This is a genomic window from Brevundimonas sp. (assembly GCF_047617075.1).
Classification (GTDB): Bacteria; Pseudomonadota; Alphaproteobacteria; order Caulobacterales; family Caulobacteraceae; genus Brevundimonas.
The window spans coordinates 51050-63632 of record NZ_JBLGCI010000011.1 but is presented as its reverse complement, the minus strand read 5'-3'; the positions used below and the strand labels follow the sequence as shown (position 1 = coordinate 63632).

General features: G+C 68.5%; 10 protein-coding genes. 3 read left to right on the top strand and 7 right to left on the bottom strand.

Annotated elements, in window-relative coordinates:
• Positions 1–26: 26 nt before the first annotated feature.
• The 4 genes from ilvC to ACI8U3_RS11795 form a co-directional block, all read right to left on the bottom strand.
• Positions 27–1040, bottom strand: a complete 1014-nt coding sequence (ilvC, locus tag ACI8U3_RS11810) for a ketol-acid reductoisomerase (RefSeq protein WP_415015076.1) — start codon at positions 1038–1040, stop codon at positions 27–29.
• Positions 1040–2797, bottom strand: coding sequence for a dihydroxy-acid dehydratase (locus tag ACI8U3_RS11805; RefSeq protein WP_415015075.1), 1758 nt, complete (start codon positions 2795–2797; stop codon positions 1040–1042). Before ACI8U3_RS11805 ends, ilvC begins: the two co-directional genes overlap by 1 nt.
• A gap of 87 nt (positions 2798–2884) precedes the next feature.
• On the bottom strand, positions 2885–3064 hold the full coding sequence (locus tag ACI8U3_RS11800; RefSeq protein WP_415015074.1) for a hypothetical protein: 180 nt from the start codon (positions 3062–3064) through the stop codon (positions 2885–2887).
• A gap of 113 nt (positions 3065–3177) precedes the next feature.
• Positions 3178–3762, bottom strand: a complete 585-nt coding sequence (locus ACI8U3_RS11795; RefSeq protein WP_415015073.1) for a TetR family transcriptional regulator — start codon at positions 3760–3762, stop codon at positions 3178–3180.
• A gap of 148 nt (positions 3763–3910) precedes the next feature.
• Between ACI8U3_RS11795 and ACI8U3_RS11790 the strand changes: the two genes are divergently transcribed.
• From ACI8U3_RS11790 to ACI8U3_RS11780, 3 genes are read left to right on the top strand one after another with little or no spacing between them, the layout of a single operon-like run.
• On the top strand, positions 3911–5095 hold the full coding sequence (locus ACI8U3_RS11790) for an efflux RND transporter periplasmic adaptor subunit (protein WP_415015072.1): 1185 nt from the start codon (positions 3911–3913) through the stop codon (positions 5093–5095).
• Between the two features lie 19 nt (positions 5096–5114).
• Entirely contained in the window at positions 5115–8381 is a 3267-nt protein-coding gene (locus tag ACI8U3_RS11785; protein ID WP_415015071.1) for an efflux RND transporter permease subunit, read from the top strand.
• Positions 8381–9820 (top strand): efflux transporter outer membrane subunit, encoded by a 1440-nt coding sequence (locus tag ACI8U3_RS11780; protein ID WP_415015070.1) that lies wholly within the window; start codon positions 8381–8383, stop codon positions 9818–9820. The genes ACI8U3_RS11785 and ACI8U3_RS11780 overlap by 1 nt, the downstream gene beginning before the upstream one ends.
• Positions 9821–9823: 3 nt before the next feature.
• Here the strand turns inward: ACI8U3_RS11780 and ACI8U3_RS11775 are convergent, their stop codons facing one another.
• The 3 genes from ACI8U3_RS11775 to ACI8U3_RS11765 form a co-directional block, all read right to left on the bottom strand.
• Positions 9824–10219 carry a MerC domain-containing protein gene (locus ACI8U3_RS11775; protein ID WP_415015069.1) on the bottom strand — a complete coding sequence of 132 codons (396 nt, stop codon included), beginning with the start codon at positions 10217–10219 and terminating at the stop codon, positions 9824–9826.
• A gap of 119 nt (positions 10220–10338) precedes the next feature.
• On the bottom strand, positions 10339–11013 hold the full coding sequence (locus ACI8U3_RS11770) for a TorF family putative porin (RefSeq protein ID WP_415015068.1): 675 nt from the start codon (positions 11011–11013) through the stop codon (positions 10339–10341).
• 135 nt (positions 11014–11148) lie between these two features.
• Entirely contained in the window at positions 11149–12561 is a 1413-nt protein-coding gene (locus ACI8U3_RS11765) for an ammonium transporter (RefSeq protein ID WP_415015067.1), read from the bottom strand.
• Positions 12562–12583 lie beyond the last annotated feature (22 nt).

The following is a 12583-nucleotide window of genomic DNA, read 5'->3' as shown; positions in this document are numbered from 1 at the left end:
GCGATGCTTTCAGCGATCCTCTGGCTTCAGGCCGCTTCAGGTTTGGCGGCGTGCAGCCAGGCCATGCGTTCGCGCAGGCGGGCGCCGGTCTGTTCGATGGGATGCGCGTAGTCGGCCTTCAGCCAGGCCTCGTACTGGCCCTTTCCGGCGTCGTTCTCGGCGATCCACTGGCGGGCGAACTGGCCCGACTGGATGTCCTTCAGGATCTCCTTCATGCGGGCGCGAGTCTCGTCGTTGACCACGCGCGGGCCCGAGGCGACGGCGCCGTATTTGGCGGTCTCGGAGATGAACTCGTGCATCTTGGTGACGCCGCCCTCGTAGAACAGGTCAACGATCAGCTTCAGCTCGTGCAGGCATTCGAAATACGCGATCTCGGGCTGGTATCCGGCCTCGACCAGGGTGTTGAACCCGGACATGACCAGCTCCTTGGCGCCGCCGCACAGCACGGCCTGTTCGCCGAACAGGTCGGTCTCGGTCTCCTCGCGGAAGCTGGTTTCCAGCAGCCCCCCGGTGGCCCCGCCGATGCCCTTGGCGTAGCCCATGGCCCGGTCCCGCGCCTTGCCCGTGGCGTCCCGCTCGATGGCGAACAGGCTGGGCACGCCGCGGCCGCGCGCGTACTCGCGGCGGACCAGATCGCCGGGCCCCTTGGGCGCCACCAGGATCACGTCCATGTCCTCGCGCGGCGTGACCCGGTCGTAGATGATCGAGAAGCCGTGGGCGAACAGGATGGCCGACCCCGGCTTGGCGTTCGGCTCGATGATGTCGCGATAGACCTCGCCCTGGATCATGTCCGGGGTCAGGATGGCGATGATGTCGGCGCCCTTGACCGCCTCGGCCGGCTCGGCGGTCGGCACGCCGTCCGTGGTCGCGTTCTTCCAGCCCTTGCCGCCTTCGCGGACACCGACGATCACGTCATGGCCGGAGTCCTTCAGGTTCTGGGCATGGGCGCGGCCCTGGCTGCCATAGCCGATGATGGCGATGCGCTGGCCTGCGATGACGCCGGGGCGAATGTCGTCGTTGGTGTAGATGGTGATGGGCATCAGGCGTCCTCGTGAGCGGTCTGGGTGCGGGCGGCGCTGGGCCGGCCCTGGAAGGAATCGGCGGTGCGCGCCGGCGGCGGATTGGGGATGGTGACCGCGCCTTGCGAGGCGGAGGCCGCCAGGACGGCGTATTTGGCGAACACGCCCACCGGGGCCTCGCGCTCGGGCGTCGAGGGCGGACGGGCGCTCAGGTCGGCGTCCACGTCGATGCGGCGACCCGCGACGTCGATGGTGACCCGGTCGCCGTCCCGGACCCGTGCGATGGGTCCGCCGACGGCCGCTTCGGGGGACACATGCCCGGCCACGAAACCGTAGGACGCGCCCGAGAACCGGCCGTCGGTGATCAGGGCCACGTTCTCGATCTTGCGGCCCTTCAGGGCGGCGGTGACCTGCAGCATCTCGCGCATGCCCGGCCCGCCGCGCGGGCCTTCGTGGCGGATGATGATGACGTCGCCCTCGCCCGCCGCGCCGGACTGGACCGCCTCGAAGGCGTCCTCCTCGCGGTCGAACACCTTGGCCGGTCCCTCGAAGCGGTCGACCTTGTGGCCGGTCAGCTTGATCACCGCGCCCTCGGGGGCCAGGTCGCCGTAGATGACCGCATAGCTGCCGCGCGCCATGACCGGGCGGTCGAAGTCGGTGATGACCTTCTGGCCCGGCGCTTCCTCGGCCTCGGCGGCTTCCTCAAACAGCGAGCGGCCCGAGACGGTGGGCGCATCGGCGATCTTGCCCGACCACGCCAGCCGCTGGGTCACCAGCCGGGTGCCGCCGGCCACGAACAGGTGGTGGGCTAGGAACTGGCCGCCCGGCTTCAGGTCGCAGATGACCGGGGTGGTCTCGCAGGCGAAATGGCAATCCTCGACCCCGAACGGCACGCCGGCCTCCGCCGCGATGGCGGTCAGGTGCAGCACCGCATTGGTCGATCCGCCCGAGGCTGACACCGCCACCGCCGCGTTCATCAGCGACCGGGGCGTGATGAACTCCCGCGCGCTGATCCCCTTGACAGTCAGCTCCACCGCCAGACGACCGCAGCGCTCGCCCTGCTCGCCCTTGTCGGGGTGCACGGCAGGGACGTCGTTGGCGCCCATGGGCGACAGGCCCATGACGCTCAGGGCCATGGCCATGGTGTTGGCGGTGAACTGGCCGCCGCAGGCGCCGGCGCCGGGACAAGCCGCCACCTCCACCGCCTTCAGCCCCGCGTCATCCAGCGCGCCGGCGCCGTGGGCGCCGATGGCCTCGAAGATTTCCTGGACGGAGATTTCCTTCTCGCCGATCCGGCCCGGCATGATGGTGCCGCCGTAGTAGACCAGGCCGGGGATATCCATGCGGGCCAGCGCCATGGCGGCGGCTGGAATGGTCTTGTCGCAACCGACGATGCAGACGACGCCGTCCAGTTGGTGCCCCTGCACCGCCAGCTCGATGGAGTCGGCCACCACCTCGCGGCTGATCAGGGACGCCTTCATGCCCGGCGTGCCCATGCTGATGCCGTCGGTGACGACGATGGTGTTGAAATCCACCGGCCAGCCGCCCGCCTCGCGGATGCCCCGGCGCACATCCTCGGCCAGCCGGTCCAGATGCATGTTGCACGGCGTCACCGACGACCAGGTGTTGACCACCGCGATCATGGGCCGCTCGAAATCGGCGTCGTCCATGCCCGCAGCCCGCAGATAGCTGCGCGCCGCCGCCCGGTTCGGGCCGCGCGTCACCGCCGCGCTACGGCGGTTGGCTTGAGGCGTCTTGCTGGAAAAATCTTGCGTCATCGGTTCCGGTTGATCCGGACCGCCCAAACACAAAAAACCCCGCTTCCGGTGGAAGCGGGGCTGTGCGAGCGGTCCTGAGGTTTGAGTTCAGGTCGCGTGCAGCCCCGCACTTCCAAGAAGCACGAGCACCAGTACGGTAATCAGGGTAAGGGTTTGCAGGGCGTCGACGGCCGCATGCGGACGCACGGCGGCGGTGGCCGTCCGGGTCTGTCCTGCAATGGGCGCGCGGTTGTTCACGTCGTCAGCCTTGGTCTGCGATGAAACCAAGAGACATCATTTCGCAGTGCGGCGCAACACTGATTGGGAATAATTTTCCAATCTGACGATCAAAGCCGCCAACCAACGGCAAATCTAACCGCAGAGGCTTGTGATCCGGCCGGTCAGCAATCGCCATCGATGCAGTTCTGGAACAGCACGGCCAGACGCTCGCACAGCCGGGCGGTGTCTTCTTCCGACAGGCCATAGCCGCCGGCCATGTCGCGGCTCAGCGCCATGCCCATCAGAACGCCCAGCACCATGCGGGAGCGCACCTCGGCGTCCTCGCCGCCCAGCCATTTGATGAACGGGGCGTAGAATCTTTCGTACGTCGACTTGCGGATGATCTCCGCAGCCTTGGGCGATCCGGTGGAGCGCAGCATGATGAGCAGGCCGTCCAGCTTGCACTCATCCATTTCGGGCGGGTCATAGACCAGCTCATAGGCCAGCTCGCGGCCGAAGTCGGCGCGATCGCCCTCGAACCAGTCCTTGGCGCTGCCGCACGAGTCCAGAACCTCAGCGAACAGGTCCTCCTTGGAGCCGAAATAACGGGACACCAGGGCCGCATCGACGCCGGCCGCCCGGCCGATGTCCCGCATGCCGACTTCGTCATAGCCCTGGTGAGTGAACAGCTCGCGCGCGGAGTCCAGAATGCGCGCTCGCGTGTTGGCGGCGTTTCGGGGTCTTGCGCAACAGTCGGTCAGAACCAATCTCCGCTACTCGGGTACAAGCGTTGCCGTTTTTTAAGTCAACGGCTGTTGACAAACATAGTCCATCGCGAGCAATAAGTCATCAGACGTTGACTCGCGGCGATCTCCCCATCGCTTACGCGTTCCGTCCCGACAGGAGAAGACCCCCATGCGACCGTACCGCGTGCTCGCCGCGAGCGCTTTTGCGTTGCTCGTCCTTTCCGGCTGTGGAGACCCCGCCGAGGGTCAGGCCCCGCCGGCCGCCGCGCCCGTTTCCGTAGCCGTGCCCCTCGCCCGCCAGGTCACCGACTGGGACGAGTTCGTCGGTCGCTTCGAAGCGGTCCAGACCGTGGATGTGCGCGCCCGCGTCGGCGGCTACATTCAGGCGGTGCACTTCCGCGATGGCCAGCAGGTCCGCCGCGGCCAGCTGCTGTTCACGCTTGATCCGCGCCCGGCCCAGGCCGCCCTGGCCGCCGCGCGCGCCTCGGTGACCCAGGCTGAAGCCCAGTTGAACCTGGCCCGCGCCGAGTTCGAACGCGCCGAGGGACTGCTGGAAGCGCAAGCGGTGTCCCAGGCCGAGTTCGACAGCGCCCGCGCCGCTGTCGCCCAGGCGGAGGCCGCCCTGGCCAGCGCTCAGGCCAGCGTCCGCGCCCGTCAGCTGGATCTGGAGTTCACCCGCGTCACCGCCCCCTCGTCCGGGCGCGTGTCGGACCGCCGGGTGGACGTGGGCAATCTGGTGGCCGGGGGTTCGTCGGCCGCCGACGTTCTGACCACCATTGTGTCGGGCGGACCGATTCACTTCACCTTCGAAGGGTCCGAGGCCCTGCTGCTGAAGTATCAGCGCGACGCCCGCACCGGCGGGGAGACCCCGGTGCGAATCCGTCTGCAGGACGAGGGCGACTATCGCTGGTCCGGCACGCTGGACTTCACCGACAACGCCATCGACACGGCGTCGGGCACCATTCGCCTGCGCGCGGTGGTGAACAACGCCGACGGCTTCCTGACGCCGGGCATGTTCGGTCACGCCCGCGTGGCGGGGTCGGGTTCCTATCAGGCGCTGCTGGTGCCCGAGACGGCCATCGTCACCGACGGCCCGCGCCGTCTGGTCTATGTGGTCGGCGCCGACGGCGTGGTGGCGGGCAAGCCCGTCCAGCTGGGCCCGACGGTGGACGGCCTGCGCGTGGTGCGCGCCGGCCTGGCGCCCGACGACCGGGTCATCGTGAACGGCCTGCAGCGGGCCCAGCCCGGTCAGCCGGTGACGCCCCAGAACACCGAAATCACCATCGAGCCGCGTGAAGAGTCGCAGCCGGTGACCACCGCCCAGGCGGCGTCCACTGCGACCATCGCCGACTGATCGGAACAGGCTCCACGCCATGAATTTCTCACGCTTCTTCATCGACCGGCCGATCTTCGCGATCGTGATATCGGTGGTCATCACCCTGATCGGCGCCTTCGCCTATCCGCTGCTGCCCCTGTCGCAGTATCCGGAGATTGCGCCGCCCACCATCGCCATCCAGGCCGCCTATCCCGGCGCCTCGGCGGAGACCCTCGCCGAGACCGTCGCCGCGCCCATCGAGCAGGAGGTGAACGGCGTCGAGAACATGCTCTACATGTCCTCCTCGTCCACCTCCGACGGGGTGGTGGCGGTGACCGTCACCTTCCAGCCGGGCACCGATCTGGATGCGGCCCAGGTGCTGGTCCAGAACCGGGTCGCCCTGGCCGAGCCGCGCCTGCCCGAACAGGTGCGCCAGATCGGCGTGACGGTGAACAAACAGGCCACCGACTTCCTGCTGCTGATCGCCCTGACGTCGCCGGACGAGAGCCTCGACGTGGACTACATGGGCAACTACGCCAACTCGACGCTGCGGGACCGCATGCTGCGTATCGAGGGCGTGGGCCAGGTCCAGATTTTCGGCGGCGGCAACTATTCCATGCGCATCTGGATCGACCCGGCCAAGGCTGCGGCGCGCAACCTGACCGCGCCGGAAATCGTGAACGCCCTGCGCGGCCAGAACACCCAGGCCGCCGCCGGGGCCATCGGCCAGCCGCCCTATACGGATAACGCTTCCGCCTTCCAGCTGCCGGTTCAGGTGGAAAGCCGCCTGTCCGATCCCGAGCAGTTCGCCGATGTGGTCATCAAGACCGACGCCGAGGGCCGGATCACCCGGGTCCGCGACGTGGCGCGGGTCGAGCTGGGGTCGCAGGATTACGGCATCCGGGGCTACTTCTCCGGCGAGCGAGGCGTGGCCATGGCCATCGTCCAGCAGCCGGGCGCCAACGCCCTGAACACCGCCCATGCGGTGCTGGAGGAGGTCGAGGCCCTGTCCGGCGATTTCCCGCCGGGTATGACCTATTCCATCCCCTACAACCCGACCGAATACGTGGAGTCCTCGGTCGAGGCCGTTCAGCACACCCTGGTTGAGGCCATCTTCCTGGTCATGATCGTGGTGCTGGTGTTCCTGCAGACCTGGCGCGCGGCGATCATCCCCATCATCGCCATTCCCGTGGCCCTGGTCGGCACCTTCGCCATCCAGCTGGCGCTGGGCTTCTCCATCAACTCCCTGTCCCTGTTCGCCCTGGTGCTGGCGGTGGGCATCGTGGTGGATGACGCCATCATCGTGGTGGAGAACGTGGAGCGCTATATCCGCGAGGGCCTGACCCCGCGCGAGGCCGCCTACAAGTCCATGCGCGAGGTGTCGGGCGCCCTGATCGCCATCGGTCTGGTGCTGATCGCGGTGTTCGTGCCGACGGCCTTTGTGGCGGGCATCCCGGGCATCTTCTATCGCCAGTTCGCCGTCACCATCGCCGGGGCCACCGTGATCTCCCTGCTGGTGTCGTTGACCCTGTCCCCGGCGCTGGCGGCCCTGCTGCTCAAGCCGCACAAGGCCCACGATGCGAACGCCCGCAAGCGCGGCCCCATCGGCACGGGGTTCCACTACCTCGGCATGGCGGGCGCCAAGTTCAATCAGGGCTTTGACTGGCTGTCGGACCGTTATGGCCGCCTGACCGCGCGGCTGGTGCGCACCGTGTCGATCGTGCTGATCATCTATGTGGGTCTGCTGGCCCTGACCGGGTGGCGGCTGATGGACACGCCCACCGGCTTCATTCCCGAGCAGGATCAGGGCTTTCTGATCGGCGTGGTGCAGTTGCCGCCCGGCTCGTCGCTGGACCGCACCGAGGCCGCCATGAACCGGGCGGTGGAGATCGTCGGCTCGACCGAGGGCGTCATCGACGTGGCCGCCTTCGCCGGTCTGGACGGCACCAGCTTCTCGGCGGGCTCCAACGCGGCGACCATGTTCATCCGTCTGGCTGACCACGAGGAGCGCTCGGCGCCCGAACTGACGGCCACGGCCCTGGCCGGACAGCTGTCCATGGCCGCCGGCGCCATCGAGGAAGCGCAGATCTTCATGATCGCGCCGCCCGCGGTGCAGGGTCTGGGCAACGGCAACGGCTTCGTCATGATGATCCAGGACCGTTCCGGCGCCGGCTACAAGGCGCTGGAGGGGGCCACCTTCGCCATGATGGGCGCCGCCGCCCAGGTTCCCGAAGAGGTGCAGCAGGTCTTCAGCCTGTACAACACCGGCACGCCGCGCATTCAGGCCGACGTGGACCGCGACCGCGCCCTGATGATGGGGGTCCAGCCCGCCGATGTGTACAGCACGCTGGGCGTCTATCTGGGCTCGTCCTACATCAACGACTTCAACTATCTGGGCCGCACCTTCCGCGTCACGGCCCAGGCGGAGCCGGCCTATCGGGACGACATCTCGGACATCGCCAACCTGCAGACGCGCTCATCGTCCGGGGCCATGGTGCCCATCGGTTCGGTGGCGACACTGAGGGACGATTCCGGTGCGGCGCGCGTGGTGCGCTACAACATGTTCCCGGCCTCCGAGCTTCAGGGCCAGGCGGCGCCGGGCGTGTCGTCCGGGCAGGCGCTGGCTGCGATGGAGGCGCTGGCCGCCGAGGCCCTGCCGGACGGGTTCAGCTATGAATGGACCGGCCTGGCCTTCCAGGAGCAACAGTCGGGCTCGTCCTCGACACTGATCTTCCTGATGGCCGTGGTGTTCGTGTTCCTGGTGCTGGCGGCCCAGTACGAGGCCTTCACCCTGCCGCTGGCGGTCATCCTGATCGTGCCCATGTGCATTCTGGCGGCCATGATCGGGGTCAATCTGAACGGGATGGACAACAACATCCTGACCCAGGTGGGCCTGGTGGTTCTGATCGCTCTTGCGGCCAAGAACGCCATCCTGATCGTGGAGTTCGCCAAACAGGCCGAAGAGGACGACGGGCTCAACCGCTGGGACGCCGCCGTCCGCGCCGCGCGCACCCGCCTGCGGCCCATCCTGATGACGTCGTTCGCCTTCATCTTCGGCGTGCTGCCCCTGGCCATCGCCACGGGACCGGGCGCGGAGATGCGTCAGGCCCTGGGCGTGGCGGTGGTGTTCGGCATGGTCGGGGTGACGTTCTTCGGCCTGATCTTCACGCCGGTGTTCTACGTCATCTCTCGCTGGATCGCCGGCAAGCTGCCCAAGGCCCCGGAGAAGGACCGCGACCTGCCGACCAGCTACGGCGCGCCGCCCCACGACCCCTATGATCCTGACGCGCCGGCGCCTGCCGCCGGCCGGACCGGAGACCACTGATGAGACCCCGTCTGTCCACTTCCACCCGTTTCCTCTCCGCCGCCTGCGCAACGGCTCTCCTGTCGGCGTGCGCGGTGGGGCCAGGGGCGCCCGAAGCCACCCTCCCTTCCCCGGCTTCGGGCGCCTTCATCGGCCAGGGGCTGACCGCGCAGGTCAGCCCCGCCGAGGCCCGCAGCGACTGGTGGCGTCTGTACAATGATCCCGTGCTGGACGGTCTGGTTCTTCAGGCCCTGACGGAGAACAACGAGCTTGAGGCCGCCGCCGCCAATCTGCGGCTGGTGCGCGCGTCGCTGAGCGAGACCCGCTCCGCCCGGCTGCCGTCCACCACCGTGGGCGCCTCGGGCCAGTATGGCCGCCAGTCCGCCTACACCGTCAATCCGGACGCGACCGAAGCGCTGGACGAGGGCGAGACCTATGACGTGGGTCTGGACGTGGCCTATGAGATCGACCTGTTCGGACGGGTCGGGTCGGCCATCCGCGCCGCCCGCGCCGACGCGGACGCGGCCCAGGCCGCGCTGGAGGTGGTGCAGGTCACGGTGGCCGCCGAGGCGGCCCGCGCCTATGCCGACGCCTGTTCCGCCAACGCCCAGATCGCCGTGGCCGAACGCACCATCGGCCTGCAGCAGGAAACGGCTGACCTGACACAGCGCCTGCTGGATCTGGGCCGGGGCACGGGTCTGGACACCGCCCGGGCGGACGCCGCCCTGCAGTCCACCCGCGCCACCCTGCCGCCCCTGCGGGCCCAGCGGGACGCGGCCCTGTTCCGTCTGTCCACCCTGACCGGCGTCACCCCCGCCGAGGCCAGCCAGGCCGCGCGCGACTGCGCCCGTCCGCCCCAGTTGACCCAGCCCATCCCTGTGGGCGACGGCGCGGCGCTGCTGGCGCGCCGCCCCGACGTGCGCCGGGCGGAGCGGGAGCTGGCCTCCGCCGCCGCCCGCGTGAATGTGGCGGTCGCTTCGCTCTATCCGACCATCCAGCTGGGCGGGTCGCTGGGCGCCACGGCGTTCGACGCCTCCGATCTGGGGGATGACGCAGCCTTCCGCTTCAACGTCGGGCCGCTGATCAGTTGGTCCTTCCCCAACATCGCCGCCACCCGCGCCCGCATCGCCCAGGCCGAGGCCGGGACCGACATCGCCCTGGCCAATTTCGACCAGACGGTGCTGGTGGCGCTGCAAGAGACGGAGACGGCCCTGTCGGCCTACGCCAATGAGCTGGACCGCCGCGCGGCCCTGACCACGGCGCGGGACAGGGCGGCGGACGCCGAGCGACTGTCGCGCCTGCGTTTTGACGCCGGCGCCGACAGTTTCCTGACGCTTCTGGACGCCCAGCGCACCTTGGCCCAGGCCGACGCCGCCCTGGCCGCGTCAGACGCTCAGGTGAGCAGCAACCAGATCACCCTGTTCAAGGCCCTGGCCGGCGGATGGGCTGTCGAGGAGTAGTTCTCAACAGCGGTGACGGCGTCGCCGCAGATTGATCCCGTGGGCGGCGCTCAGCAGAAGAGCGCCGCCCACGGTGATCGGCGTCTCCCAATCATGGCTGGGCCACTCGGCCGCGCCCAGAACCAGCGCCGTCAGGCCGAGCGCCGCCAGCGTCATGGGCAGAGGCCGCAGGGCCCCGCGCGGCGGCCAGGCCAGAGTCCAGATGGACAGCGGCGCCGCCACGGCCACGAAGGCCCAGTGGGCCCAGGTCGCCTCTGAACCCAGTCCCAGCACAGGCAGAAACGCCGCCGCCACGGGCAGGGCCAGGCAGTGGGCCAGGCAGGCGATGGACAGGCCGATGGCGGCCATGTCGCCCAGAGAACGGGCGGCGAGACGAGAGTCAGCGGCTGGGGGATTCATGCGGGATCCTTCGATGGCCCCGCTCATATGTTATTGTATAACACTTACGCAAGGCGCCCCGATGAAAAACGCCGCCCGGCGAACCGGACGGCGCTTCATTCAGACGGGCGTCTGCAACTTCAGAAGCCGGCGGTCAGGCTCACCACCACGCGGCTGTCAAAGATATCGCCCCATTCGTGCCGTCCGGTGTCGTGATACCGAAGGTCCAGACCGAACACGTCATTGAGGGCGTATGTGGCGCCCAGATTCCAGCCCAGATAATCAGCGCCTGAATCCACCCACTGCTGGCCCACCGCGCCGGACACGCTCCACTTCGGCGCGGGTTCGACGGCGAAATTGGCCTCCAGATAGGTGGCGTCGTCCTCGGCCCCGAAAAAGTCCGGAGAATACGCCAGCTTCAGGCCATAGGTCGCCGCGCCGATGGCGCGCGACACCGCTGCCGACGCTTCGGTGAAGTCATAGTCCGAGCCGTCCGGATCACCCGCGTACATGTAGTGGGTGACACCGAAGTCCCAGTCGAAGCCGCCGGCCGACGGGGCGACGCCCAGGTAGAAATCGATCTCGGCGTCGGTGTCGTCTCCGAAATCCACCGACGACGCCCAGGCGCCGGCGTAGAAGATTCCGGATTCGAAGTCCGCGCCGCCCTGGATGGCGAAGTTCTCGTCGGACTGGCTCACGCCGCGCCAGACGTAGTCGGAGGTGGCGGTGAGGTTGAAGCTGACGTCCTGGGCCGAGGCCGCGCCCGCCAGGGCGAGGACGGCGGCGGAGCAGACGGATACGAGCACTGTTTTCATTGGATATCCCCTCGTTTCATTTGGTGTGATTGAAAGCTCTGAGCCTTCAGATCGCGCCCGGGGCGGTGGGAGAGCGGAACCCCCTCGATCCCGCTCTCCCGTCCCCCTCCGCCCCACGGGCGCGCGGCGATGAAGCTAGTGCTCCAGCGCCTCGCCGTGGATCACGGTGTCCAGACCGGTCTCCTCCTCCTCGGGCCGCACGCGAAGGCCCGTGGTGAACTTGCAGATCAGCAGGATGAGGAAGGTGCCCACCGCGCTCCATGCGATGGTCCAGGCCAGACCCAGGGCCTGGGTCGGGACGTTGGCGCCTTCCGACACGCTGTTGATGGCGGTGGTGGCGAACACGCCGGTCAGAAGCGCGCCGATCAGGCCGCCCGCGCCGTGAATGCCGAAAACGTCCAGGCTGTCGTCGTAGCGCAGCAGCTTCTTGATCCAGACCGAGGCCGCGTAGCAGACCGGTCCGGCGATCAAGCCGATGATGACCGCGCCCTTGGGATCGACGAAGCCGGCCGCCGGAGTGATGGCGACCAGACCGGCCACCAGACCCGACAGAACCCCGATCAGCGAGGGTTTGCGCTTCTCGATGACCTCGATCAGCTTCCAGCTCAGCGAGGCGGCCATGGCGGCCAGCAGGGTGTTGAGCACGGCCACCCCGGCGATGGCGTCCGCAGCCCAGGCCGAACCGGCGTTGAAGCCGAACCAGCCCACCAGCAGCAGGCTGGCGCCGATCAGGGTCAGGACGGGGTTGTGGGCCACGATCGGACCGACGCCATAGCCCTTTCTCGGACCCAGGAAGATGGCGCAGACCAGACCGGCCACGCCGGAGTTCACGTGAACCACCGCGCCGCCGGCGAAATCGAGCACGCCCATGCCCCCCAGGAAGCCGCCGCCCCACACCCAGTGACAGATGGGCGAATAGATGAAGAGCGTCCACAGGGCCGTGAACAGCAGCAGCGCAGAATACTTCATGCGCTCGGCGAAGGCTCCGGTGACCAGGGCCGGGGTGATGATGGCGAAGGTCAGCTGAAAGGCGATCCAGAGATACTCCGGCAGGCCCGGCGCGGCCCCATAGGCCGTCTCCATACCGACGCCGTTCAGGAACATGGCCTGCAGACCGCCGACCACGGCGTTGACCTGCTCGCCGCTGAAGCCGGCGATCGGCTGACCCACCCCGAAGGCCAGGCTGTAGCCCGCCACGAACCAGCAGATGCTGACCACGGCGGCCACGCCCACGGACTGGGTGATGGTGGCGATGACGTTCTTGCGCCGCACCATGCCGCCGTAGAACAGCGCCAGACCGGGCAGGGTCATCAGCAGCACCAGGGCGGTGGATGTGAGGATCCAGCTGGTGGCCGAACCGTCGATCTCGGCCACGGCCTGGTGGTCTAGAAGTTCGGGCGCCGGCGCGGCCTCCTCGGCGGTGGAATCAGAAACGGCCGCCGAGGCGTCGGCGGCCGTGTCTTCGGCTTGGGCAGTGATGGCGGCGACGGCTTCAGCCGGCGCGTCGGTGACGGCGGCGAAGGCGCCTCCGGCGTAGAACAACGCCATTGTAAGAATGCATAGCCCGACA